This window comes from Rhizobium sp. AAP43, assembly GCF_001296045.1.
Taxonomy (GTDB): domain Bacteria; phylum Pseudomonadota; class Alphaproteobacteria; order Rhizobiales; family Rhizobiaceae; genus Allorhizobium.
Window position 1 is genome coordinate 112,956 of record NZ_LJHS01000022.1, and the last position, 25,335, is coordinate 138,290.

Here is a 25,335-nt window from a genome sequence, read left to right on the forward strand (position 1 = left end):
TTCGCGGAGAGGCTTCTGGGCAAAGCGACAGCGCCAGACAGTCACAGGCCCAACCGCCAACCACAATTAGAGCTGCTCATCCTCATCAGCCTGCGTCAGACCAAGTCCTTCCGATCGATCCCGATGCAAGGCGGCCCGCGCCAACAAGATCAGGGTGACGGGGGTGGTGACGGTGACGAAGATGCCGATCAGGATTTCGTGCAGCACAGGTCGCGAGCCAATGACGGAAAAATAGAGGATGGAGGCAAGCATGATCCCGCCAACGCCCCAACTGGTCCCGAGCGTTGGTGCATGGATGCGCTCGTAGAAGCTTGGGAGACGCAAGAACCCGATGGCGCCGATCAGCGTCAGAACGGATCCAAGGAGAAGCAGACTTGAAACCGCGATCACAAGCCAGAGCGGCAGATCCGTGACGGGAATGTTCACTCGATGACCTCCCCACGCATGAGAAATTTCGCGAGCGCCACCGTCGCGACAAAGCCGAGCAGGCCGATCACCAATGCTGCCTCGAAATAGATGGTCGTGCCGCTTCCGATCCCGAAGGTCACCAGAAGCAGCATGGCGATGATATAGACGGCATCAAGCGCGATGACCCGATCCTGCGCACGTGGTCCGATAAAGATCCGGACAGCCGCAATCATCATGGCCAGCGCCAGAAGGACCTTGGCGATCGATATGGCAGTGAAAAGAATGATCACGCTCATCCGATGATCTCCAGCAAGAGGGCTTCATATCGATGTTTCACCGTCGCAATCCAGGCCTCCTCGTCGACAAGATCGAGGACATGGATCAGCACCGTCTTTTTCCGGCTGTCATAGGCCAGCCAGGCAGAGCCCGGCGTGCTTGTCAGGATCACGGCCATCGCGGCCAGCGCCATCGGGTGCTCGATCTCAAGCGGCAGCCGGATGAAGCCTGATGTATGCGGCCGACGTTTGCCCTGGACGATCAGCAGAGCAACGGCTGCATTGGAGCGAATGATGTCGACAAAAACGAGAAAAGCCAGTTTCGGGATTAGATGCCATTTCCTGATCTTCGGCTTGTCAGGTCGCAGTGACGCAAGCGCCCATCCACCAAATACGGCGACGACTGATCCGAGCAGCAAGTGACCAAGCGTAAAGTCGTTCAGCAGCAGCCACATGATGACAAGGCAGGCGCTCAGCACCGGATGGGGTATCATCACGATCCTCCCGTCTCGGTTTCGCCCGTCTCGGTTTCGAAAGCGGGCACCGAGCTCTCGATAACCACCGCATTGCGCACCGCATCAATGTATTGCTTCGGATTCTCCAGGCTCCGAATGGTCGTGTCCATATAGTGCATGACCGGACCCGCCTGGATCGCCAGCACTAGCGTGAGGAACAGAAGGAACATCACAGGCACGACTTCGACGACCAGAACGCGCGGGACCGTGCCTTCGATCGAGCCCCAGAAGGTGCGGATTCCCGCACGCGTCATGGAGATCAGGGCGGCAATTCCGGAAAAGATAACAAGAACAATCAGCATCCACACGGCAGGCCCTGGCGTCGTACCAATCGAACCGGTTCCCATCATCGCCGACAACATGGCGAACTTTGCGATGAAGCCGGACAGCGGCGGCAGCCCGGACAGAAGGATGCCGCAAGCGGCAAAACAGATGCCGAGAATGGCAAGTGTGCCCGGCATCGCAACGCCTTCACCCTCGTCAACGTCGTGCTCCTCGCCGTCGCCATAAGCCTCCATCGTCACGGCCAGCACGTTTGCGCCCGCATCCTGTCCCCGCTCCACCAGTTCGATCAGCATGAAGAAGGCGCCAATGGTGAGCGTCGAACTCACGAGGTAGAGAAGCGCGCCGGAGGAGACGATCCCATCATTGATGCCGAGGACCATGAGGAGCGTGCCTGACGACACCAGCACCGAATATCCGGCAAGCCGGCCGAGCGCCTGTGATGCGAGCACCCCGATCGTGCCGAAGATCAGGGTCAGGATACCGCCGAACAGAAGCACCTGCGAACCGAAGCCGGCAGAGACACCATCCCCAAAGAGCAGCATGGTCAGTCGCAGGATGACATAGATGCCAACCTTGCTGAGGATCGCGAACATTCCCGCGACCGGCGCAGATGCAGCACTGTAGGCAGTCGGCAGCCAGAAGCAGAGCGGCCACATGCCGACCTTGATCAGAAAGGCAACGCCAAGAACGGCGGCACCGGCCTGCATCAGTATCAGTCGGTCGGGCTCGATGTCCGGCATGCGCGTAGCGAGATCCGCCATGTTGAGCGTGCCGGCCGTGCCATAGATCAGACTGACCCCGATCAGGAAGAACAAGGCTCCCACCAGGTTGACGGCAATGTAGTGCATGCCCGCCTTGACCCGTAACGTGCCCGTGCCATGCAGGAGAAGACCATAAGATGCCGCCAGCATGACCTCGAAGAAGACGAAGAGGTTGAAGAGATCCCCCGTCAGGAAGGCGCCATTGACGCCGACGAGCAGCAGCTGGAACAGACTGTGATAATGTGCCCCGACGGCATGCCAACGCGCCAGAGAAAAGATCAGCGCCGCCACCGCCAAAACCGAGGCCAGAAGCAACATCAATGCCGACAATCCATCGATGACCAGCACGATGCCGAAGGGGGCTGCCCAATTGCCGAGCAGATAGACATTGTCGAAATCATTCGGCCCGCTCTCGATCCGAAAAAGGATCGCGGCATTGAGGACGAGCAGCACGACTGCGGCAAGGCTGATCAGTGCCTTTACCGTCCTGTTACGCTCATCGATGAACAGCAGAATAGCAGCCGTCAGCATCGGCAGCAGTATGGGCGTGATGATCAGATGATGGCTGAACGACGTCACGGCTTCTCGTTCCTCCCGTCGACATGGTCGTTTCCAGTCAGGCCGCGCGCGGCGAGAAGAACGACGAGGAAGAGAGCCGTCGTCGCAAATCCGATGACAATGGCAGTCAGCACCAAGGCTTGCGGCACCGGATCGGTGAGTGTGCTGGACAGCACGCCATCCTCAAGCACCGGAGGCCGGTTGCTCTTCACGCCACCGACGCCGAAAATGAAAAGGTTTACCGCATAGGACAGCAGCGAGAGGCCAACAATCACCTGATAGGTCCGCGGCCGCAAGATCAGCCAGACGCCGCAGGTCGTCATCACGCCAATTGCGATCGACAGGACGAGTTCCATCAGCGCTCCTCCGCTTTGGCCGCATCCAGCGCCCTCAGGCGGTTGATGCGGATGGATTGGTGCGCAAGGGCGACAAGGATGAGCACGGTCGAACCGACGACCAGCAGGAAGACACCGAGATCGAAGAGCAGCGCCGAGGCTGCCGGGACCTTGCCGATAAGTGGGATTTCCAGATAGCGGAAATGCGAGGTCAGGAAGGGATAGCCGAGTACCCAGGCCCCCATGCCGGTCGCGGCAGCAATCAGAATACCCGCTCCCATCCATCGCAGGGGAAGTATACGAATGCGATCCTCTGCCCAGCGCGTTCCGCCGGCCAGATATTGCAGCAGGAAGGCGATGGAAAGCGTCAGGCCAGCGGAGAAACCACCACCCGGCATGTCGTGCCCGCGCATGAACAGATAGACCGCGAATGTCAGGATAACCGGGAACAACCACTGCATCAGCACGGAAGGCACCAGCAGGTAGTCGCGCACCATGTCGCCTGGTGAACGTTCGGGGCGTTCCTCATCATAGCGGTTCTGGATTTGCTGCTGCTCAGGCATTTCCATGCTGTCGGCTGCCGGCCGGAAACGGCGTAGCAGCGCGTAGACCGTCAGGCCGACAATGCCCAGCACCACGATTTCGCCGAGCGTATCGAAGCCACGGAAATCCACCAGAATGACATTCACCACATTGCGCCCACCGCCTTCGGAATAGGCGTTCTGCAGGAAATAGGTGGCGATCGCATCCGGCACCGGCATGGTCATGACGGTGAAGGCAACAACCGACATGCCGATCCCGCAGGCAATGGCCAGCACCAGATCGCGGAAGCGCCGGAAACGGCTGCGTAACGACATGAGCTCGCCCAGATCAGGATTGCGCTTCGGCAGCCATCTGAGACCCAGCAGGATGAGGACAGTCGTAACGATTTCAACGAGCAGCTGCGTAATCGCAAGATCCGGCGCAGACAGCCAAACGAAGGTCATGCAAACCACGAGCCCGACGCCGCCGAGCATGACCAAGGCTGCGAGGCGGTGATACTTGGCCGAGACCGCAGCACCAATCGCCATCGCGATGCCGGCAACCCAGATCAACACGAAGGCCGGGTCGATGGCTGAGAACTCCACGGGGCGCTGTTCGAAGCCGGCGAGATGGAGCGGCAAAACGCCTGCCGCGAAACCGACGGCAACGATCCAGCGCAACTGCGGCTGCAGGTTGCGGGTACCGAGACGGCTTTCGGCGAGACGTGCCCAGCGCCAAGAAACAGCGACGAGAACACGTTCGAAGACACGCTGCCCGCGCAAGCGCCGGAAAAATGGCGGCCCGTCCTCGCAATGGGAAAGATAGTCCCGCAGCCCGAAATAGAGCGCCACACCGCCGATCATGGCGAGCAAGCTCATGATCAGCGGCAGGTTGAAGCCGTGCCAGATGCTGAGGCTGTATTCCGGTGTCCGATCGCCAAGCACACTGAAAACGGCCGTATCAAGAAACGGCCCGATGGAGATCGCCGGCACGACACCGACAATGAGACAGACGACGACGAGGAATTCGATTGGGAACCGCATCCATCGCGGCGGCTCATGCGGATGCTCCTTGGGCAAGCCCACAGGCGCCGGTCCGAAGAAGACCGCATGAATGAAGCGCAGCGAATAGGCAACACTGAGGGCGCCAGCAAGCGTCGCCAGATACGGCAGAGCGCGATCCAGCAGCGAGTCCGCATGGGTCTCTACTGCCTCGGCAAAGAACATTTCCTTGGAGAGGAAGCCATTGAGCAGCGGAACACCAGCCATTGCTGCACTTGCCACCATGGCGAGCGTCGCCGTAGCGGGCAGGAAGCGGAACAGTCCACTCAACCGCTGCATGTCGCGGGTACCCGTCTCGTGGTCGATGATGCCGGCTGCCATGAACAGCGAGGCCTTGAACGTCGCATGGTTCAGCATGTGGAAGATCGCCGCTACCGTCGACAGCGGACTGCCGAGGCTGAGCAGCGTCACGATCAAACCGAGATGGCTGATCGTCGAATAGGCCAGGAGCCCTTTCAGATCGCGTTGGAAGAGCGCGAAGAAGGCGCCGAGCAGCAGGGTCGAGATCCCAGCAAGCCCCAGCAGATAGAACCACTCATAAGTGCCAGACAGGACAGGCCAGAAGCGGACCAGCAGAAAGACGCCGGCCTTGACCAGGGTGGCCGAATGCAGAAAGGCCGAAACCGGCGTCGGCGCCGCCATGGCATTGGGCAGCCAAAAATGGAACGGGAACTGCGCACTCTTGGTCAACGCCCCGAGCAGAATGAAGATCAGGGTCGGCAGATAGAGCGGATGGCTGCGAATGACGTCGCCCGAGGCAAGGATCTTGTCGAGATCGTAGCTGCCGACGACATGGCCGAGGAGCAGCATGCCGATCAGAAGGCAGAAGCCGCCAATGCCGGTGATCGTCAGGGCCATACGCGCGCCGTCGCGCGCCGCAGCACTGGTGTGCCAGTAGCTGATCAGAAGGAAGGAAAAGATGCTGGTCAGTTCCCAGAAGATCGAGATTAGGATGACGTTGCCTGAAATCAGGATGCCGAGCATCGCCCCCTTGAAAGCCAGAAGAAAGGAGAAGAAGCGCGGGATCGGATCGTCCTTGCCCATGTAATACCCGGCATAGATGACGACGAGGAAACCGATCGAGGTGACGAGCATGGAGAAGATCCACGCAAATCCATCCATCCGCAGGGAGAAGTCGAGCCCGAACTGCGGCAACCACTCGGCTTGGAAACGCAGAACATTTCCATCCGTGACGGAGGGATAGGCAAGAGCCGACAGAATGACAGTGGAGATCGACGCGGCGCCGGCAACGAAAACCGGCAGGTCCCGGGATGTGGTGTTCAAGATGAACGCAGACGCCAGGCTTCCCACAAACGGCAAAGCCACAAGCAACAACAAGATCCAGGCGTCGGTCGTTATCCCAAGCCGTCATCCTCCTTGATGTGATAGATGCCCGGCGGCGAAAAGAGCCGGACTAGAAATTCATTGAAAAATGCCCTAAATGGCCAACTAAGACTTATATGGGCAGTTTAGACACATGGGTCAACCCGTAAACGGACCAATTTTGTCGCCGGCCCTGTGCCGGGCCGCACGCGGCTATCTGGACTGGACTCAGGCAGATCTCGCCGAACAGTCGGGAGTATCCCGCAGCACGATCCGAGACTTCGAGGGCGGACGTCATCCCGTCCACAGATCGACGGAGGCACAATTGCGCCTCGCGTTCGAGCGCTCCGGCCTTGCCTTCACCAAGGAAGAATTCGACTGCATGGGCGTCTACGCCGCCAAGGGCAATCAATGACCGCATGGAACGGGCCGGAAAACCGGCCCGTTCCACGCTCGTCAGGCTGCTGCCTGCTGGGCTTCCGCGAGCGCCCGGTCCTTCTGGCGCTGGCTGCGCCAGTCGCCGAGGAAGAGCAGGATCGGTGCGGCAATGAAGACTGAAGACGACGCCGCGATGAAGATTCCGAACACCATCGGAATGGCGAAGCTCTCAACGGCACTGCCGCCCCAGATTGCCATGGGCACCATGGCCAGGAAGGCCGTCGCCGAGGTGTAGAGGCTCCGCGCCAATGTCTCGTTGATCGAGAGGTTGATCAGGTCCCGGAAAGGCATCGACTTGTAGAGACGCATGTTTTCACGCATGCGGTCATAGACGACGACCTTGTCGTTCACCGAATAGCCGACCAACGTCAGCAGCGCAGCGATTGCCGTGAGGTTGAAGTCGAGCCCAGTCAGCGCGAAGAACCCGACGGTTTTCGTGACGTCCAGGATCAGTGTCGCGATTGCGCCCACCGCAAACGGCCAGTCGAAGCGGAACCAGATATAGGCGAGCATCGCAAGCGAGGCCAGAACAACGGAGGTGATGCCTGCCGTCGCCAGCTCGCCGCTGACCTTTGGACCAACAACTTCGGTACGCTCGATCTTGGCCGTCTGATCGATCTTCTGGATCGTCTCGCGCACCTTCGTAACAGCATCGGTCTGTGCCTGCTCGCCACCCGGCTGACGCTCGAGACGCAGCATGACGTGATTGCTATCGCCAAACTCCTGCAAGGCGACCTCACCTAGGCCGAGTGTTTCAAGTCCGGTGCGGAAGTCGCCGAGATTGGCCGCGCCTTTCGTTGATACCTCGAGCTGAATACCGCCCTTGAAATCAACGCCGTAGTTGAGGCCAGGGGTGATGAACAGGATGATCGAGGAGATCGACAGGAAGGCCGAGACGGCGATGCCGAAGAGCCGCGCCTTCATGAAGTCGATGCGTGTGTCGTCCTTGATCAGCTTGAACGGCAGCAGCGGCTTGATCGTGATCGTCTTCAGCTTCCGGCGTGTGGCAATCGCGACCATGGCGACACGCACAACGGAAACCGCCGTAAACATCGAGATGGCGATGCCGAGGCCCATGGTAACGGCAAAGCCGCGCACCGGGCCTGAGCCGAACCAGAAGAGGAGCACGGTCGCGATCAGCGCCGTCACGTTACTATCGATAATCGTTGAATAGGCCTTGGCAAAACCGTGGTCGATCGCGGCAAAGGCGCCGCGGCCCTTGCCCACTTCTTCCCGGATACGCTCGTTGATCAGAACGTTGGCATCCACCGCAAGACCGATGCCAAGCACAATACCGGCAATGCCGGGCAAGGTCAGGGTCGCGCCAACGATCGTCAGGCCGGCAAAGGTCAGGATGACATTAAGCGCCAGCGCAAGAACCGCAAGCAGGCCCCAGGAGCCATAAAGCGCCAGGATGAAGAGGACCACGAGCCCGAAGCCAATGAGGCCCGACATGATCCCCATCTCGATCGCATCACCGCCGAGATCCGCACCAACCGTACGTTCCTCAATGACAGTAAGCTTGGCCGGCAGCGCGCCGGCACGCAGCAGCGCCGCCAGCGTATTGGCGCCTTCAACCGTGAATGAGCCGGAAATCTGGCCAGAACCACCGGTGATCGGCTCGCGAATAACCGGGGCACTCAACACCTTGCCATCAAGTACAATGGCGAAGGGATTGCCGACATTCTCGCGCGTGATCTGCGAAAAACGGCTGGCACCCGCCTGGTCGAAGCGGAAGGAAACGACCGGCTGGCCGGACTGTTGTTCGAAGGAGACGCGCGCATCTGTCAGGCGATCGCCGGAGAGAAGAATGCGGCTCTCGACGGGATAGCTGCGCCCCTCCTCATCGTCCATCATCTGCACGCCGGCCTGCCCCTGCTGGCCGAGCAGGTGGAAGCTCATCTTGGCTGTAGAACCGAGAAGCGCGCGGAGATTGGACGGGTCCTGCTCGCCCGGCAACTGGACGAGAACACGGTCACTGCCGACACGCTGGATTGTGGGTTCGGCAACGCCGACCTGGTCGACACGCTGGCGGATGACCTCAAGGCTCTGCTCGACGGCATTGCTCATCCGCGCGGTGATGCCGGCATCATTTGGTGTCAGGGTGATCGTGTCGCTGCCGCGCGTGGCGACATCCAGTTCGGATCGTCCAGCGCCAAGGCCTGTTGCGATCTGACCATTGAGCGGCGCCAGCGCCTCCATGGCCGCATCGAGGCCGGCCGGATCGGCAAGCGCCACGACGACGCCCTTGCCTTCGCGGCGGACGGAACGGGTGCTGATCTTGGCTTCACGAAGCGAAAGGCGACTTTCCTGCGTCAGGCTCTGCAGCCACTCGTCCTCAAGAGACGTCCGGTCAACTTCAAGAACGAGATGCGAGCCGCCGCGGAGATCAAGCCCAAGCGAGACGCGCTCATGCGGCAAAAACGACGGCAACTTCGAAAGCGTGGCCTCCGAAAGGACGTTGGGAAGTGCGATCAGGAGACCGAGAAGGATTACGAGCAGATAGCCCGCCACCTTCCAGAGTGAGTTTTTCATAGGTTTGGTCCAGCAAATGAAAGCCTTGGCCATGACGACCAGGCTGAGATGTGTTCGGGTCAATGAATGACCGCTGCGGGTCTCAAAGGCTGGAAAGCGGCGGCGCCCGGGGCCGGTAAGCGCTGGGCACCGGCAAGGCAAGGCGCTGCGGAATGCGTGTTACGCCAATGGCCGAAGACCCATCGGGCAGCCAAAGGGAAATGACCGGTACAATCCCGTCACCGGAACTATCGGCCGGCCGGGCCTTGTTTCGGGTCGAGCTGTCCGATGCCAGAAGCAGCCGGTTCTCCTGCTGCCCGGCGGCTGCCGAAGCCTCGCCACGAACACGTGTATAGGATGCGGTATCTGACGCGACGGGATGCAGGCGGCGCAGGGTATCGGCTCCCGACTGCCCCAGCAGCGAGATGACAACGAATGTCGTTAAGGTCGCGATAGGCGACAATGCACGCAGAAAACGCACACCGCGCCTGAACCAGGATCGATCCATTGTTACCCTTTCGGGCGCTTTAATCGCATGGATTGGACCGGTTTGCAAAGTCGGACTGCGTTCGCGAAAGGCGGCACAGGCTTCGCGAACAGTAGTCGGCAGCGCCAAGCGATCGTAAGGCAAGTCTCACGAGACCAGAGTTTCCAGGATCTGCAGTGGATGCGGAACAGCCAGACGGTCAATGGTCTTGACCTGCGACCGACAGGAGTAACCCGTCGCCATCACGACATCGCTCTCAAGCTGGCCGTCGATCACCGGCTTCCAACTCAGCGCATAGAGCTGTTCGGAAAGCCCACGATTGCGGGTCTCGTGCCCGAACGTACCGGCCATGCCGCAACATCCGGTCTCCGCCAGAGAGAGATCGACACCCAGACGCCTGAAGATGGACGTCCACGCGCCCATGCTCGCTGCTGCATTCGTCTTTTCGGTGCAATGGGCAATCAACCTGAACGTCTTCGTTGAAGATACAGGCTTGATCGCGGCCGCCGGCAAGATGCTGGCAAGCCATTCTTGCGGCAGCGACACGACGGCCTTGAGCGGCGTGCCGGGAAGCGTCCTGTATTCGCTGCGGAAGGCGAGTGTCATCGACGGATCGAGCCCCACCAGCGGGATGCCGAGATCGGCGATTTCCTGCAGGCCTCGCGCCGTCCGCTGTGCGGATGCTTCGAAGCGGGCCAGATAACCATGCACATGCAATGCCTTGCCGTTGACGTGTGGGCCGGCCAACAACGGCTCGAAGCCAAGCTTACGGGCGAGCCGGATCGCGGCCAGCGCCACGTCGGGATCAAAATGCGCCGTGAAAGCATCCACCACGAAGACCACGATGGAACGACGCTCCTCGGGCGTCAGTCGGCCAAGATCCTCGGCGCGAGCAACAGCCACACCCATGCGTCTTGCCTCACGGGCGAGAGAAAGTGCTGGCATTGGCGGCAGAGCTGTCAGGCCAAAAAGGCGCGTGGCCATGTGGCCGAGGCGGGTCGATGCCACCAGGTTGTAGAGCGGCCGAACACGCGCGAACCAGGGCAGCAGCTCCTCGATCGAGGCCACCAGCGGATCTTTCAACGGCCGCAGATAGCGCCCGTGATAGACTTCGAGAAACTTAGACCGGAAAGCCGGCACGCTGACCTTGACCGGGCACTGCCCGGTGCACGCCTTGCAGGAGAGACAGCTGTCCATCGCCGCCTTGACCTCATGCGAAAAGTCACTGGCATTCGCCGGATTCAACGAATTCAGCAGTCTTTGAGGAAGCGAGCGAAGCACACCGGCACGCCGCACACGCGCCGCCGCCTGACGTGGGTCCGTACCCTTTTCCCCCAGAAGCCGCAGCCATTCGCGCATCAGCGAAGCGCGCCCCTTTGGGGACTGCCTCCGGTCACCCGTTGCCTTGTAGGAAGGGCACATCGGGCTTGTCTCGTTGAAATCGAAACAGGCGCCGTTACCGTTGCAATAGGCGGCATTGTCGAAATGCGAGCGTAGCTCGTCACCAATAACACGGTCGAACTCACCCCGCAGCGGCACGTCATCGATTTTCATCAGCGGCGTATCGTTCCCGCTGGCAATCTTGCCCGGGTTCAGCCGGTTCTCCGGGTCGAAGGCGCGCTTGATCTCCTGCAGACAGGGATAGAGATCGCCAAAGAATTCCGGCACATATTCGGATCGCACACCCTTGCCATGCTCCCCCCACAGAACCCCGCCATGCTTGCGCGTCAGCGCGACAACGGCATCGCTGATCTGCCGCACCAGGGGCACGTGATCGGGACGAACGAGATCAAGCGCCGGGCGCACATGCAGGACGCCGGCATCCACATGGCCAAACATGCCGTAGGAAAGCCCGAACCCATCCAGGAGAGCGCGGAACTGGCGGATATAGGCCGCCAGATTTTCAGGCGGCACGGCCGTGTCTTCGACGAATGGCACAGGACGCACGGCCCCATCGACATTGCCGAGCAACCCAACGGCACGCTTGCGCATCGCCCAGATCGCTTCGGCCTCATCATGGCCGCGCGCAATCGTATGGCCGAGCCGGTTCACATTCTCCAGGCTTTCAAGCGCTGCGATAACCTGCGACACCTTCAAGTCCAGCGAAGGTCCGTCGTCGGCCAGCACCTCGACAATGTTGATGCCGTTGGCGGACCCCGCCGCATCCTCTGGGAAAAACCGGCTGATCGCATTCCAGACGATATCGCCCTTGGCGAGCCCCAGAACCTTTTCGTCCACCGTCTCGACGGACGCCACCTTGAGCGCCACTAGGTTGCGGGCATCTTCAAGCGCGGCGTTGAAATCGTTGTAGCGAATGTTGATGAGCGCAGTCTCAGCCGGGATCGGCAGGAGATTGACCTCGGCCTCTGCGATCAGCGCCAGCGTTCCCTCGGAGCCGCAAAGGATGGCGTTCAGATCGAATACGCCGTCGTCACGCCGCACATGCGCCAGATCATAACCGGTCATATAGCGATTGAGGTTGGGAAAAACCTCGCCGATCCGGGCCTGCTTCTCCCGGGTGATCCGCTCGACCGTGCGATAGACATGACCGATCCTGTCGTCACGCGCGAGGACCTCGTCGACCCCCCCACGAGCCAGGGGACGCGACCAGAAATCCGTGCCATCCGTCAGCACCACGCGCAACGCCAGCACATGGTTCGAGGTCTTGCCATAGAGACAGGACCCCTGCCCGCAAGCATCCGTCGAGATCATGCCGCCGATCGTGGCGCGGTTGGAGGTGGAAAGTTCCGGGGCAAAGAAAAGCCCGTGCGGCTTCAGCGCCCGGTTCAACTGGTCCTTGACCACACCGGCCTCGACGCGCGCAATCCGCCGCACGGGATCGATCTCCAGGATCCGGTTCATGTGGCGCGAACAGTCAACGACGATGCCATGCGTCAGCGATTGTCCATTGGTCCCCGTGCCGCCGCCACGCGGGGCGATCACGACATGGCGGTACGCCGGATCGGAAACGAGGCACGCCATGATCTTCAGATCCGCAGCATCGCGGGGGAAGAGAATGGCCTGCGGCTCGACCTGATAAATCGAGTTATCGGTCGAGTAGACGGTGCGCGAGGCAGCGCCCGTCTCGATATCCCCCCTGAAACCGGCCTCGATCAGGTGTTCGACAAAACCTGCCGGGATGGCTTCGACGGAAGCGGGATGCGCGAGACGGGGTATCACTGCCGATCTTATCCTTGCAAAGCCGCGCAAGCCTTCTCGACCCGGTCGAGCGCCTCCACTAGCTCCGCCTCCGAGGTTGCATAGGAGATGCGGAAGAAGGGCGACAGACCGAAAGCCGAACCGGGCACCACGGCGACATGCGCTTCCTCCAACAGGTAGTCGGTGAAATCCGCATCCGTGGTGATCTTTTGACCCTTGGGCGTCACCTTGTCCAGCACGCCAGCGCAGCTCGCATAGGTGTAGAACGCGCCCTCCGGGGTCCGGCACTCTAGCCCCTCTATGGCGTTCAGGCGGCCGACCACCAGATCACGGCGGCGCTTGAAGCTGTCCTGCCGATCCTTGAGGAACGCCTGCGGCCCGTTCAATGCCGCAACGGCCGCTGCCTGGCTGACCGACGAGGGGCAAGATGTCGCCTGGCTCTGGATGACGGCCATAGCCTTGATCAGCGCCTTTGGCCCACCGGCATAGCCGATACGCCAGCCGGTCATGGCATAGGCCTTCGAAACACCATTGATGGTGAGTGCCCGCGACTTCAGCCGCGGCTCCAGCGCCACCGGCGTGACGAAGGTGAAACCGTCATAAATGATATGCTCGTACATGTCGTCGACCATCAGCCAGACATGCGGATGGGCAAGCAGCACGTCGATCAGCGGCTGATAGTCCTTGGCGCTATAGGCGGCACCGGATGGATTGGACGGAGAGTTCAACAACACCCAGCGGGTTTTCGGTGTGATCGCCTTTTCCAGCTGTTCGGCCTGAAGGCGAAACCCCGACTGTGCGTCGCAAGGCACCAGAACAGAGGTGCCGCCGCAGACTTCGACGATATCGGAATACGAGGTCCAGTACGGTGTTGGGATAATCACTTCGTCGCCCGGATCGATCGTCGCCATGAAGGCGTTGAACAGGATCTGCTTGGCTCCGGTGGCCACCGTCACCTCGTCCACCGCATAATCCAGACCGTTTTCGCGGCGGAACTTGGCAGAGATCGCCTGCTTAAGCTGAGGCGTGCCATCCAGCGCGGTATACTTGGTCTCGCCGGCATCGATCGCAGCCTTGGCGGCTTCCTTGATATGGTCAGGCGTGTCGAAATCCGGCTCGCCGGCGCCGAGAATGATTACCGGCAGGCCTTCGCGTTTCATCGCGGCCGCCTTGGCGCCGATCTGCAGGATTTTCGAGACGCCGACAGAAGCGATCCGCGCGGCGGGCCGAAAGCCCGCCTCCTCGATATTGGCCATGATGGTCATGACATTAAGCCCTATTCGATGTCGAAGGATACGCCCTGCGCCAGCGGCAGGGAGCGCGAATAATTCACGGTGTTGGTCGCCCGGCGCATATAGGCCTTCCAAGCGTCCGAACCAGATTCACGACCGCCACCGGTTTCCTTTTCGCCGCCGAATGCGCCGCCGATCTCGGCACCGGACGTGCCGATGTTCACATTGGCAATACCGCAGTCCGAGCCGTCAGCTGACAGGAAGCGCTCCGCCTCACGGATATCAAGCGTAAAGATCGACGAAGAAAGGCCAGCGCCCACCGCATTGTGATCGGCCAGAACCGCATCGAAATCGCTGTACTTCAGCACGTAAAGAATGGGTGCAAAGGTTTCCTCGAGAACAGGCCCTGCATGCGACGGCATTTCGACCAGCGCCGGCTTGACGTAGTAGGCACCAGCGCTGCCGGTATCGACACGCTCGCCGCCATGCACCACGCCGCCATGCGCCTTGGCTTCGGCAAGCGCCTTCTGCATGCCGTCGAAGGCCAGCTTGTCGATCAGCGGACCGACCAGGGCTGCGCCATCCAGCGGGTTGCCGACGGAAACGCTGGCATAGGCCTTCTTCAGACGCGGTACGAGCTGGTCATAGACACTGTCATGAACAAAGAGACGGCGCAGCGTTGTGCAGCGCTGACCGGCCGTCCCCATGGCACCGAAGGCGATGGCGCGCAGGGCCATGTCAAGATCGGCGGATGGGCAGACGATACCACCATTATTGCCGCCGAGTTCGAGAATGGCACGGGCAAACCGCTTGGCAAGCCGCGGACCGACATCCCGGCCCATGCGCGTTGAGCCTGTGGCCGAAACCAGCGGCACCTTGGCATGATCCACCAGAACTTCTCCAATGGCGCGATCACCGATCAGCACCTGCGACAGGCCCTCCGGCGCATCGCCAAAGCGCTTGAGCGCCCGTTCCAGAATGGCCTGCGAGGCCAGCGCCGTGAGCGGCGTCTTCTCGGACGGCTTCCAGACAACGCTATTGCCGCAGACCAGAGCCAGAGCCGCATTCCACGCCCAGACGGCGACGGGGAAGTTGAAAGCGGAGATGATGCCGATCACGCCGAGCGGATGCCAGGTTTCCATCATCCGGTGGCCAGGGCGCTCAGTTGCAATGGTCAGGCCATAAAGCTGACGCGACAGACCGACGGCAAAGTCGCAGATGTCGATCATTTCCTGCACTTCGCCCAGCCCTTCGGATGGGATCTTGCCGGCCTCGATCGACACGAGGCGGCCGAGATCGGCCTTGGCGGCCCGAAGCTCTTCACCGAGCAGGCGCACCAGTTCGCCACGCTTCGGCGCCGGCACGAGGCGCCACTCGCGGAAGGCTGCATCGGCTCGCTCGATCATAGCCGCAGCCTCCGTGGCCGACACGGTCTTGAGGCTTGCGGTCTGCTCACCCGTAACCGGCGAGAAGGCCTTGAGATCGCCGCCTGTATAGACGGACGAGGGAACCCCGAGCCGCTCCAGAATGGCAGAGGCTTCAGCCGGGATAGAAAGGGTTGTGGCGGTCATCAGTCGAAACTCCTTGAAAAATGTCGGGTCGGCCGATCACTCGGCAGCGGCGCGGGTCTGCAGCGCATCGAGGCAGGCTTCGAGTGAGGCCTTCTCGATCCCCTCATAATGGTCGAATTCGTTCAACACGGCCGCACCGAGATCAGCTTCGAACCGCTTCTGGTTAGGGCTCGCGACAAAATCCTGCTGCGCGCCATCGCCGAGGTTCGACTGGAAGATGCCGGCGGCACTGACGGGCAGGAAATCTTCGTAGACGATCGGATCGAAGCGGACGAAGCCTTCGGCGATCAGGCTTTCGATGTCACCGGAGGCCGAACCAGCCGCCACGCCCTTCTCGGTCAGCGAATAGGTAAAGTAGCCAAGCCCGGCGGAGCGGATCGCCGCCCAGTCATCCGGAAATGCCTTGAACGTCTCGATCAGAGCTGCCTCATAGGCCACGGCATTCGAGCCGTCGGCCGCAGGCCGCACGAGCTTGCGTGTATTGTCCAGCAGAGCATCGTAAAGCGCACGCCCCTTGGGCGTCAGGGCCACGCCGCGCTGTTCGATTTCACCAAAGCGGGCCGTATGCGTTCCCGCCTGCCAGCCACCCTTGCCATCGTGGAACGACACAGTTTCCTCCAGCGCCTTGAAGGAGGTCTGGCGCAGCAAAATCGGGCACTTGCGGGTCGGCGGACCTTCGACCACAGCCTTCGGCGCAATGTCATAATCCGGCATCAACGCCTGCACCTTGTCGATATCCAGTGTGCGCGGGGTCAGATGGTTAATATGGGGTCCCTTGAAGGACACGACGTCGGCGATCAGCCGGTGGGCATCATGCAGGCGATGATACATCGCCAGCGACACATTGGCCTTGTCGTGCCAGCGGAAGGTTTCCAGCACTTCCGACACGAAACGTGCGGCATCGTGACTGTCGAGGCCACCTTCGTTCTCCGACTTTTCCGTCAGCGCAATGGCACCATCCGTGAAGATCTGGCGCTCCGCGAGAATGGCCTTCGCCTCATCGCGAAGGGCTTCATCGGCGATCAGATCGAGGCGCAGAAGGGAGGTAAAGACGCGGAACGGATTGCGCTTCAGCGCCTCCTCGCCGACAGGGCGAAATGCGGTGGAATGCACCGGAACGCCTGCGGTGGAGAGATCATAGTAACCGACCGGAAACATGCCCATGACAGCAAAGATCCGGCGCATCGTCGCCAGTTCCTCAGCCGTTCCAAGGCGGATAGCGCCATGGCGCTCCTCCGAAATGCGCTCCAGCGTGTCGGTAGCCTCAAGCCGGGCCTTGAGCTCCGGCTGACCCGCCAGTGTCTCGTCATTCACCCTGGCAACCAGATCCATCAACGTGCCATAGGCCGGCACCTCGTCGCGATACATGGCAGACATCGCGCCGGAAAACGAAGCCCGGATATCGCTTGCGGAAACCTTTGCCGTCATGGTGGCCAACCCCTTCAATTCGTGGCATATCATTCTGACTTCGCACCATAGAGGGAATTTAGCGCCTCATGTTGTGAGATATCTTGCTAGGTTGATGCGAGTTTGGAATGACGACACGTCGAAGCCTGGTCCCGGACATTGTCAATCTGCAGACCTTCGAGTGCGCAGCCAGGCACGAAAACTTTTCGCGCGCGGCTGAAGAGCTCAATCTCACACAAAGTGCAGTCAGCCGCCAGATCGCCGAAATCGAGCAGCAGACCGGCATGAAGCTCTTCGAGCGCATCCGGCAACGGGTTATCCTGTCGGATGCCGGGCGCCGTTTCCTGCCGGAGGTGAAGGATCTGCTCGCGCGATCGGAACGGCTGATGATCACCGCCATCGCCGCCAATCAGATGAAGGCATCACTCAGGATCGCAACCCTGCCGACCTTCGGAACGCGCTGGCTGGTGCCGCGACTGGCGGGCTTTCTTCAGGACCACCCCGACGTCGCCATCTCGATTGAATCGCGCTCGAAACCATTCAGCTTTTCGGAAGACGGCTTCGACCTTGCCATCCATTTTGGCCAGCCAACCTGGGCAGGTGGCGTCGCTACGTTTTTGTGCAATGAAGTGGTTTTGCCGGTCGCAAGCCCCGCCCTTGCCGAGAGACTTCGTACAGAACAGGGCAAGCCGCTTGCCAACGCGCCGCTGCTGCATCTGACGACCCGGCCGAAACTCTGGCTGGAATGGGCAGAGCAACACGAGACGCCTCTGGACAATGCCTATGTGGGACTGCGTTTCGACCAGTTCTCCATGCTGACGGCTGCAGCAATCAGCGGCCTCGGCATTGCCCTCCTCCCCACCTATCTGATCGAGGAGGAAATGAAGACTGGCGCGCTTGTCGCCGTCCTCGACAAGCCGATATCGACAGAGAATGCCTATTATGTCGTGCGACCGGAGGCAAAGCGCACGCATCCCACCGCCGATCAATTCGAGACTTGGCTCGTGTCGCAGATCAGGCGATCGCCGGACATGACACCTGTCTTATCAAGCGGCGTCTAAGCGCTGGGGCTGCTCGTTGATTTGATAAAGAGGGCAGCCGACCACCAGGCCGCCACCCTCTCAAAGTCAATCAGACAATCCCGCCGGAACCGCCCTTGACGGCCGGGCGCTCGCCGGCAACCCGGGCGCGGTAGCCACTGGCGCGATAGGTCGCAACCGGATCGATCGCCCCGCCTGCCCGCTTCCGGGCCTCGGCCAGAATGGCCTCCACATCGGTGCGATAGGCACGCTTCAACGTCTCCGATGCCATGAGCGCATCATTGTCGTTCTGATAGCCTTCAAGTGCTGCACGATCGACGAGGAGCGCCTGCGCATAGGCACGGCGAATCTCGTTGGCGCTCGAAATCAGGCTTTCGATTGGATCAGTGACATTATGGCTCTGGTCGATCATATGCGCCGGGTGGAAGCCCTGGACGCCGCGATATTCGGCATCAACCAACTCGTTGAAGACCAGGAACAGGCGGTAGGGCTCCACGGAACCGGCATCCAGGTCGTCGTCACCATACTTGCTGTCGTTGAAGTGGAAGCCGCCGAGCTTGCCGAACTGGATCAGCCGCGCAACGATCATCTCGATATTGGTGTTCGGCGCATGATGGCCAAGGTCGACGAGGCAGGACGCCTTCGGACCCAGGGTCTGGGCAATCAGGAAGTTCGTGCCCCAGTCCTGCACGACCGTCGAGTAGAAGGCCGGTTCATACATCTTGTGCTCGGAGAACAGGCGCCAGTCATCCGGCAGCGCCTTGTAGATATCCGCCATGGACGCAAGATACCGCTCGAACTGGCGGGTGAAATTGCTCTGGCCGGGGAAGTTGGAGCCGTCACCGAGCCAGACCGTCAGTGCCTTCGAGCCGATCGCAGCGCCGATCTCGATGCATTCGATATTGTGTTCGACCGCCTGCGCGCGGGTGGCCGCGTCGACATGGCTGAGCGAGCCGTATTTGTAGGAATTCGCCTGGTCCGGCGTATCCGAGAAGGTGTTCGAATTCATCGCGTCGAAACCGAGGCCCAGCGCATCGCCCTTGGCTTTCAGCTCTTTCGGATCCGTTTTGTCCCATGGAATATGGAGCGAAACGGTTGGTGTTGCGCGGGTCAATTCGTTGATGACAGAGCAATCGTCGAGCTTGTCGAAGATATGGCGCGGTTCACCCTTGCCCGGGAAGCGCGCAAAACGCGTGCCGCCGGTGCCGACGCCCCAAGACGGAACGGCGACGAAGAATTCGGCGACTTTTGCCGTTATGGTCTCGATGTCGATATGGCTGCGGGCGAGTTTTTCACCAAGCGCCTGATAGTCGCTGCGATGCGCTGCCTCGCGCGTCTCGTTCTCAGCCGCGACGATATCGGCGGCAATGCGTGTCTCGCTCATTTTGTCCTCCACTTCGCGCGAACCGATGTTCAAGCGCGCCTGTTCTCAATCACGATGGAGATCTGCAGATCAAAGGCATCCTCCGCCCCGCCGACCTTCACCGCTCCATCCCGAATTCATTCGCTGCAAAAGCCGGCGTTCCCGAGAGACGGCCGTCGCGGCATTCGCGCCGCGATCGCCTCGGGAGATTAGCGTGTAAAGCTCTGCGCGTTGCCGGCATCGACGTTGATGATGTTGCCAGTCGACTTTGCCGAAAGATCGGACGCGAGGAAATAGATCGCCTCCGCGATGTCTTCCGGGAAGACGTTGAGCTTCAGCATCGAACGCTTGCGGTAATGTTCCTCAAGATCGTCCACCTCGATCTTGGAGGATGCCGCACGCTGTTCGCGCCATTCGCCGTTCCAGATCTTCGAGCCGCGCAAGACGGCGTCGGGGTTGACCGTATTGACACGAATGCCCGCATCCGCGCCTTCCAGTGCCAGGCACCGAGCGAGATGGATTTCGGCAGCCTTGGCCGTGCAATAGGCGGACGCGTTTGGCGACGAGGCAAGTCCGTTCTTCGAGGCGACGAAGACGACATTGCCGCCGAGCCCCTGGCGCCGGAACAGGCGGAAGGCTTCACGCGAGACGAGGAAGTAGCCGGTGGCAAGAATGTCGATATTCTTGTTCCACATCGCAAGCGTCGTATCTTCGACCGGAGCCGAGGATGCGATACCGGCATTCGACACCAGGATATCCACGCCGCCGAATTCGACCGATGCTTCAAGGAAGGATTGCAGGACAGCATCCTCCTTGGTCACGTCCAGCTGAACCGAACGGACCGCATCGCCGCCATGGCGCTTGGAAAAATCGGCTGTGGTCTCAGAAAGCGCCTTGGCATCGATATCTGCCAGCACAACGCAGGCACCTTCAGCCACCAAGCGCTCGGCCGTGGCGCGGCCAATGCCACCGGCACCGCCAGTGACGAAGGCAACCTTGCCGGCCAGGCTCTTCGGCTTCGGCATGCGCTGGAGCTTCGCTTCCTCGAGCAGCCAGTATTCGATGTCGAACGCTTCCTGCTCAGGCAATCCTTGGTATTCGGATACCGTCGAGGCGCCACGCATGACGTTGATCGCATTGACGTAGAACTCTCCGGCAATCCGCGCCGTCGCCTTATCCTTGGCAAAGGACAGCATGCCGACGCCCGGCACCAGGAAGATCACCGGATTGGGATCGCGGATCTTTGGCGAATTATCGTGCTTGCAGGTCTCATAATAACGCGTGTAGTCGGCGCGGTAATCTTCCAGCGCCTTGTCGAGACCAGCGAGAACCGCATCAACATCCGGCTTCGACGGATCGAAGTTGACGATCAGCGGGCGGATCTTGGTGCGCAGGAAATGGTCCGGGCAGGATGTTCCAAGCGCACCGAGCGACTGCAGGTTCTTCGAATTGACGAATTCGAGCACGGCGTCCTGATCGTCGAAATGCCCAAGCTTGCGCTCCGCCTTGCCGATCCGGCCGCGGATTTCCGGCATCAGCCTCGCTGCAATGGCGCGACGTTCGGCAACCGGCAGGCTTTGCGCAACAGCGCCGCCGAAGATTGTCTTGCCTTCGGTTTCCTTGGCAAACCACTCGATAGCCTTGTTGATGATCTCGAGTGTCAGCAGATAGCAATCCTTGGCGTCGTTTGCCCAGGTGAACAGGCCGTGGCTTTCCAGCACAACGCCCTTTGCATTTGGGTTGGCCTTCACGAAGGCTTCGAGATCGAGACCGAGCTGGAAGCCCGGGCGACGCCAGGGCAGCCATCCGATATCAGCACCAAAGATCGTCTGCGTCAACTCCTTGGAATTCTTGGACGCGGCAATCGCGATGATCGCATCTGGATGCATATGATCGACATGGGTGAACGGCACGAAACCATGCAGCGGGGTATCGATCGAGGCAGCACGCGGGTTCAGGTTGAAAGTGCAATGAGGCAGGAAGCCAACCATGCGATCTTCGTCGGCAACACCCTTGTAGATGCCCTTCAGCGCTTCAAGCTTGTCCTGATAGAGGGTTGAAAAGCCATCGAGCTTAATCGTACCGACGTCGCCGCCAGACCCCTTGACCCAGAGAACCTTGACCTTTTCGCCTGTCAGCGGGTCGGTTTCCATGACCTTCGCAGAGGTGTTGCCGCCGCCATAGTTGGTGATCCGCTTGTCGGCACCGAGCAGATTCGAGCGATAGAGCAACTTGCCGGGCTCATCGAGCCCCGCGGCATAGGCATCGTCCCAACGGCTTTCGAGAAGGCTGGTTTGGCCCGACATGACATCCTCCCTGGTATTGCTTCATGGGTCGAACAGACGAACCCATCTCCTTCTTGCCCGCTGGTATCGCGCATGGATCTCATCGTTGTCAATCAGTTTCGATCATTTCTTTTCATTGTGCGGTGCAATATTATTATTTTTGATCGTTTCTGATTGACAGCGTAAAATGTTTACGAATAAATCACGATCAGGAGGACCCCATGCACGAACGCGAACGCCATCGCATTATTCTGAGCGCGATCCAGGAAAAACCTGTGGTCACGGTGCAGGACATTGCCGAACTGACCGAGGCTTCCGAAGCCACGATCAGGCGGGATATCGCGTCGCTTCATGTTCAGGGGAAACTGCGCCGGGTGCGCGGCGGAGCTGAGGCTGTTCACCCGCCGCAGCTCGGAAATCTGGCCGCCCGGCCCTTTCGCGTTTCGGAATCGGTCAACATCGATAAGAAACGCGCAATTGCGCGCGCAGCGGTCGATCTCTGCGCAGAAGGTGATTCGATCATCATCAATGGCGGCACGACCACCTTTCAGATGGTCCATTTCATGTCCGCCCGCAGGCTTCAGGTCATGACGAATTCCTTCGCCATTGCCGAACATCTGGTCAAGCACTCGAAGTGCACGGTCTCGGTTCCAGGCGGCGCGATCTACCGCGACCAGAGCCTGATCCTGTCGCCCTTTGAGAATGATGCGATCCGCAACTTCTACGCCCGCCGTATTTTCATCGGCGCCCAGGGCATCAATGCACTCGGCGTGATGGAGTCCGATGCCCTGGTGATCCAGAGCGAGCAGAAACTGGTGCGCCAGGCGGAAGAACTCATCGTGATGGTGGACTCGAGCAAGTTCGACAAGCGCTCGAGCCTCATTCTCTGCGCACTCGACAAGGTCTCGACCATTATCACCGATGACAGAATTTCCGACGAGGCGGCCGCCATGGTCACCGATGCCGGCGTGAAGCTGATGACCGTCAAGCCGATGGCATCGTCAGAGAAGGAGAACACCACTTCGGTCGCCTAGTTGGACGCGGTCGAAGCGGGAGGAGTTTTGAAGTTCAACACTGGGAGGAAGACATGAAACTGACGAAAATTCTGCTGGCCGGCGCTGCAATTGCGCTCGCAACGATGGGTTCTGCCGCACAGGCCGCCGACATGAAGATCGCATTGGTCGTCAAGTCGCTCGGCAACGGCTTCTTCGAAGCCGCCAACAAGGGCGCTGAAGAAGCTGCCAAGGAACTTGGCGGCGTCGAAATCATCTATACCGGTCCGACAACGACGACGGCTGAAGGCCAGATCGAAGTCATCAACTCGCTGATCGCGCAGGGCGTCGATGCCATTGCCATCTCGGCCAACGATCCTGACGCCGTTGTACCGGCCCTGAAGAAGGCTGCCCAGCGCGGCATCAAGGTCATCTCGTGGGATTCGGGCGTTGCTGCCGAAGGCCGCATCATGCATCTGAACCCCTCATCCAACGAACTGATCGGCAAGATGTGCCTGCAGCTCGCCGCCAACCACCTCGAAGGCGGCAAGGGCGATTTTGCCATCCTTTCGGCCACCACCACCTCGACCAACCAGAACATCTGGATCGAGGAAATGAAGAAGCAGCTGAAGGATTTCTCCGGCCTCAACCTCGCAACGACCGTCTATGGTGACGACCTTGCCGACAAGAGCTACCGCGAAGCCCAGGGCCTGCTGACCTCACAGCCGAACGTCAAGGTCATCGTCGCTCCGACCACGGTCGGCGTGCTGGCTGCCTCGCAGGCTGTCAAGGATGCCGGCAAGATCGGTCAGGTTTACGTAACGGGTCTTGGCCTGCCCTCCGAAATGGCCGGCGCCATCCAGTCGGGTGCCACCAAGGAATTCGCCATCTGGAATCCGATCGACCTCGGTTACTCGGCAACCCAGATCGCCTATCACCTGGTCAAGGGCGATAGCGACGGCGCTCCGGGCTCGGAAATCCCTGCCGGCCGCATGGGCAAGATCAAGGTCGGCGACAATGGCGAAGCCGCTATGGCAGATCCCTTTGTCTACGATGCATCGAACATCGAGCAGTTCTCGAAGATCTTCTGATCGAGACACGTTGATTGATTAAACCAAGCCCCCTCTGGCCTCCCGGCCATCTCCCCCACGGGGAGAAACCTGGTCGCTGCCGTCTGTCCTCATATTGAGTATCGGCGCTCCGACCAGGTTAAGCCCTCCCCTCTTCACGGGGAGGGTGGGGTTTTGAAGCAAAGCCGGATGATGACCATTCAAATGCAAACATTGCAGGCTGCCGCCGTGCGGACCGACACGCCAATCCTCGAGATGCGCGGGATCTCGCAGATCTTTCCCGGCGTAAAAGCGCTCGACGGCGTCAATATCGCGCTCTATCCCGGCAAGGTAACCGCCCTGATCGGCGAAAACGGCGCCGGCAAGTCGACACTCGTGAAGATCCTGACCGGCATCTATCGTCCTAACGAAGGCGAGATCCTGATTGACGGCAAACCGACCGCTTTCACCAATGCCCAGGACGCGATCAATGCCGGCGTGACGGCGATCCACCAGGAAACCGTCCTCTTCGATGAACTGACCGTCGGTGAAAACATCTTCCTCGGCCACGCCCCGCGCACCCGCTTCGGGCTGATCGACTGGCGCCAGATCAACGAGCGCTCCCGCAGCCTGATGCAGGCGCTCGAGAGCGACATCGATCCATCGACCAAACTCAAGGACTTCTCCATCGCTCAGCGCCATCTGGTCGCAATTGCGCGTGCCCTTTCGGTTGATGCGCGCATTGTGATCATGGACGAGCCGACTGCCGCCCTTTCTCGCAAGGAGATCGATGACCTCTTCCGGATCGTCGAAGGTTTGAAACGGCAAGGCAAGGCGATCCTCTTCATCAGCCATAAATTCGATGAACTCTACGAGATCGCCGACAATTACGCCGTTTTCCGCGACGGCCGGATGGTCGGTGCCGGCATCCTGAAAGAGACCCCGCAGGACGAGATCGTCCGGCAAATGGTCGGCCGCGACGTGCATGACGTCTTCCCAAAAACGGCAGCCGTGATTGGCCCGACAGTGCTCAGCATTCGCAACTATTGCCACGACACAGAGTTCCGCGACATCTCCTTCGATTTGCGCAAAGGTGAAATCCTCGGCGTGTACGGCCTGATAGGCGCCGGCCGCTCAGAACTCTGCCAATCGCTGTTCGGCATCACGCGTCCGCGCTCCGGCTCCATTCATCTGGAAGGGCGCGAGATCCGGATCGACAACACATCCGATGCAATCAACGCCGGTATTGTCTACGTGCCTGAAGAGCGCGGCCGGCATGGCCTGGCGCTGGACATGCCGATTTACCAGAACATGTCCCTACCCTCGCTGGTCCACACCTCCGTTTCTGGTTTCCTGAAGGCAGCCAACGAGTTGAAGCTGGCGCGCCGCTATGCTGAACGCCTCGACCTGCGGGCAGCAGCCCTGTCCGTTCCCGTCGGCACGCTGTCGGGCGGCAACCAGCAGAAGGTCGTGATCGGCAAGTGGCTCGCCACCTCGCCAAAGGTGATCATCCTCGACGAGCCCACCAAGGGCATCGATATCGGCTCCAAGGCCGCCGTCCACGGCTTCATCTCGGAACTGGCCTCGGAAGGCCTCTCCATCATTATGATCTCGTCGGAACTGCCCGAGATCCTCGGCATGTCCGACCGGGTGATGGTGATGCGCGAAGGGCTCCAGGCCGGCATCTTCGATCGTGACGGACTGACGGCCGAAACGCTCGTGCGTGCCGCGACCGGCAATGCGTAAGGAATGACC

Annotated in this window: 19 protein-coding genes; 5 read left to right on the forward strand and 14 right to left on the reverse strand. The window is 60.4% G+C overall.

The genetic code is table 11. The annotated features are described in order from the left end of the window. Nucleotides 1–66: 66 nt before the first annotated feature. The 6 genes from mnhG to IP76_RS14180 are packed head-to-tail and all read right to left on the reverse strand — an operon-like array spanning nt 67 to nt 6,079. A complete protein-coding gene (gene mnhG, locus IP76_RS14155) occupies nt 67–426 on the reverse strand; it encodes a monovalent cation/H(+) antiporter subunit G (protein ID WP_054158873.1) in 360 nt (119 codons plus the stop codon). Further along, complete coding sequence (locus IP76_RS14160) at nt 423–704, reverse strand: K+/H+ antiporter subunit F (protein ID WP_054158874.1); 282 nt, start codon at nt 702–704, stop codon at nt 423–425. The genes mnhG and IP76_RS14160 overlap by 4 nt, the downstream gene beginning before the upstream one ends. After that, nucleotides 701–1,177, reverse strand: a complete 477-nt coding sequence (locus tag IP76_RS14165; RefSeq protein ID WP_054158875.1) for a Na+/H+ antiporter subunit E — start codon at nt 1,175–1,177, stop codon at nt 701–703. The genes IP76_RS14160 and IP76_RS14165 overlap by 4 nt, the downstream gene beginning before the upstream one ends. Beyond that, the gene (locus tag IP76_RS14170) at nt 1,177–2,823 is read right to left on the reverse strand and encodes a monovalent cation/H+ antiporter subunit D (RefSeq protein WP_054158876.1); all 1,647 of its coding nucleotides are present in this window, start codon (nt 2,821–2,823) and stop codon (nt 1,177–1,179) included. Before IP76_RS14170 ends, IP76_RS14165 begins: the two co-directional genes overlap by 1 nt. Next, complete coding sequence (locus IP76_RS14175; protein ID WP_054158877.1) at nt 2,820–3,158, reverse strand: Na+/H+ antiporter subunit C; 339 nt, start codon at nt 3,156–3,158, stop codon at nt 2,820–2,822. Before IP76_RS14175 ends, IP76_RS14170 begins: the two co-directional genes overlap by 4 nt. Continuing rightward, entirely contained in the window at nt 3,158–6,079 is a 2,922-nt protein-coding gene (locus tag IP76_RS14180; RefSeq protein WP_054158878.1) for a monovalent cation/H+ antiporter subunit A, read from the reverse strand. Before IP76_RS14180 ends, IP76_RS14175 begins: the two co-directional genes overlap by 1 nt. Before the next feature lie 118 nt (nt 6,080–6,197). On the opposite strand from IP76_RS14180, the gene IP76_RS22825 reads away from it, so the two are divergent. Then, nucleotides 6,198–6,458 carry a helix-turn-helix domain-containing protein gene (locus tag IP76_RS22825; RefSeq protein WP_156318578.1) on the forward strand — a complete coding sequence of 87 codons (261 nt, stop codon included), beginning with the start codon at nt 6,198–6,200 and terminating at the stop codon, nt 6,456–6,458. A gap of 41 nt (nt 6,459–6,499) precedes the next feature. On the opposite strand, the gene secD is transcribed toward IP76_RS22825, so the two are convergent. The 6 genes from secD to IP76_RS14210 form a co-directional block, all read right to left on the reverse strand. Then, nucleotides 6,500–9,016: a protein translocase subunit SecD gene (gene secD, locus IP76_RS14185; RefSeq protein WP_054158917.1), complete on the reverse strand. Its 2,517-nt coding sequence runs from the start codon at nt 9,014–9,016 to the stop codon at nt 6,500–6,502. Nucleotides 9,017–9,098: 82 nt separating this feature from the next. Then, nucleotides 9,099–9,503 (reverse strand): hypothetical protein, encoded by a 405-nt coding sequence (locus IP76_RS14190; RefSeq protein ID WP_054158879.1) that lies wholly within the window; start codon nt 9,501–9,503, stop codon nt 9,099–9,101. A 126-nt stretch (nt 9,504–9,629) separates the two neighbouring features. Then, a complete protein-coding gene (locus IP76_RS14195) occupies nt 9,630–12,662 on the reverse strand; it encodes an FAD-binding and (Fe-S)-binding domain-containing protein (protein ID WP_054158880.1) in 3,033 nt (1,010 codons plus the stop codon). Between the two features lie 8 nt (nt 12,663–12,670). Then, nucleotides 12,671–13,906: a pyridoxal phosphate-dependent aminotransferase gene (locus IP76_RS14200; RefSeq protein ID WP_054158881.1), complete on the reverse strand. Its 1,236-nt coding sequence runs from the start codon at nt 13,904–13,906 to the stop codon at nt 12,671–12,673. 11 nt (nt 13,907–13,917) lie between these two features. Then, a complete protein-coding gene (locus IP76_RS14205; RefSeq protein WP_054158882.1) occupies nt 13,918–15,444 on the reverse strand; it encodes an aldehyde dehydrogenase family protein in 1,527 nt (508 codons plus the stop codon). A gap of 36 nt (nt 15,445–15,480) precedes the next feature. After that, the gene (locus IP76_RS14210; protein WP_054158883.1) at nt 15,481–16,872 is read right to left on the reverse strand and encodes a VOC family protein; all 1,392 of its coding nucleotides are present in this window, start codon (nt 16,870–16,872) and stop codon (nt 15,481–15,483) included. Between the two features lie 107 nt (nt 16,873–16,979). Here IP76_RS14210 and IP76_RS14215 point away from each other — a divergent pair, with 107 nt between their 5' ends. Then, nucleotides 16,980–17,912 carry a LysR family transcriptional regulator gene (locus IP76_RS14215; RefSeq protein ID WP_054158884.1) on the forward strand — a complete coding sequence of 311 codons (933 nt, stop codon included), beginning with the start codon at nt 16,980–16,982 and terminating at the stop codon, nt 17,910–17,912. 70 nt (nt 17,913–17,982) lie between these two features. Here the strand turns inward: IP76_RS14215 and rhaI are convergent, their stop codons facing one another. After that, nucleotides 17,983–19,275, reverse strand: coding sequence for an L-rhamnose catabolism isomerase (rhaI, locus tag IP76_RS14220; RefSeq protein WP_054158918.1), 1,293 nt, complete (start codon nt 19,273–19,275; stop codon nt 17,983–17,985). A gap of 188 nt (nt 19,276–19,463) precedes the next feature. Next, nucleotides 19,464–21,560 (reverse strand): bifunctional rhamnulose-1-phosphate aldolase/short-chain dehydrogenase, encoded by a 2,097-nt coding sequence (locus IP76_RS14225; RefSeq protein WP_054158885.1) that lies wholly within the window; start codon nt 21,558–21,560, stop codon nt 19,464–19,466. A 200-nt stretch (nt 21,561–21,760) separates the two neighbouring features. Here IP76_RS14225 and IP76_RS14230 point away from each other — a divergent pair, with 200 nt between their 5' ends. The 3 genes from IP76_RS14230 to IP76_RS14240 all read left to right on the forward strand — a co-directional run bounded on the left by IP76_RS14230 (nt 21,761) and on the right by IP76_RS14240 (nt 25,326). Continuing rightward, entirely contained in the window at nt 21,761–22,573 is an 813-nt protein-coding gene (locus tag IP76_RS14230; RefSeq protein WP_054158886.1) for a DeoR/GlpR family DNA-binding transcription regulator, read from the forward strand. A gap of 53 nt (nt 22,574–22,626) precedes the next feature. Beyond that, nucleotides 22,627–23,622: a rhamnose ABC transporter substrate-binding protein gene (rhaS, locus tag IP76_RS14235; protein WP_054158887.1), complete on the forward strand. Its 996-nt coding sequence runs from the start codon at nt 22,627–22,629 to the stop codon at nt 23,620–23,622. A gap of 168 nt (nt 23,623–23,790) precedes the next feature. Further along, nucleotides 23,791–25,326, forward strand: a complete 1,536-nt coding sequence (locus tag IP76_RS14240; protein WP_054158888.1) for a sugar ABC transporter ATP-binding protein — start codon at nt 23,791–23,793, stop codon at nt 25,324–25,326. Nucleotides 25,327–25,335 lie beyond the last annotated feature (9 nt).

Bases quoted from the DNA above. Each gene is read 5' to 3' on its own strand.
- secD (WP_054158917.1), bottom strand. From the start codon at position 9,016: ATGAAAAACTCACTCTGGAAGGTGGCGGGCTATCTGCTCGTAATCCTT.
- rhaI (WP_054158918.1), bottom strand. From the start codon at position 19,275: ATGAGCGAGACACGCATTGCCGCCGATATCGTCGCGGCTGAGAACGAG.
- IP76_RS14205 (WP_054158882.1), bottom strand. From the start codon at position 15,444: ATGACCGCCACAACCCTTTCTATCCCGGCTGAAGCCTCTGCCATTCTG.
- IP76_RS14200 (WP_054158881.1), bottom strand. From the start codon at position 13,906: ATGACCATCATGGCCAATATCGAGGAGGCGGGCTTTCGGCCCGCCGCG.
- IP76_RS14160 (WP_054158874.1), bottom strand. From the start codon at position 704: ATGAGCGTGATCATTCTTTTCACTGCCATATCGATCGCCAAGGTCCTT.
- IP76_RS14175 (WP_054158877.1), bottom strand. From the start codon at position 3,158: ATGGAACTCGTCCTGTCGATCGCAATTGGCGTGATGACGACCTGCGGC.
- IP76_RS14225 (WP_054158885.1), bottom strand. From the start codon at position 21,560: ATGTCGGGCCAAACCAGCCTTCTCGAAAGCCGTTGGGACGATGCCTAT.
- IP76_RS22825 (WP_156318578.1), top strand. From the start codon at position 6,198: ATGGGTCAACCCGTAAACGGACCAATTTTGTCGCCGGCCCTGTGCCGG.
- rhaS (WP_054158887.1), top strand. From the start codon at position 22,627: ATGAAACTGACGAAAATTCTGCTGGCCGGCGCTGCAATTGCGCTCGCA.
- IP76_RS14190 (WP_054158879.1), bottom strand. From the start codon at position 9,503: ATGGATCGATCCTGGTTCAGGCGCGGTGTGCGTTTTCTGCGTGCATTG.
- IP76_RS14230 (WP_054158886.1), top strand. From the start codon at position 21,761: ATGCACGAACGCGAACGCCATCGCATTATTCTGAGCGCGATCCAGGAA.
- IP76_RS14240 (WP_054158888.1), top strand. From the start codon at position 23,791: ATGATGACCATTCAAATGCAAACATTGCAGGCTGCCGCCGTGCGGACC.
- IP76_RS14215 (WP_054158884.1), top strand. From the start codon at position 16,980: ATGACGACACGTCGAAGCCTGGTCCCGGACATTGTCAATCTGCAGACC.
- IP76_RS14210 (WP_054158883.1), bottom strand. From the start codon at position 16,872: ATGACGGCAAAGGTTTCCGCAAGCGATATCCGGGCTTCGTTTTCCGGC.
- IP76_RS14165 (WP_054158875.1), bottom strand. From the start codon at position 1,177: ATGATACCCCATCCGGTGCTGAGCGCCTGCCTTGTCATCATGTGGCTG.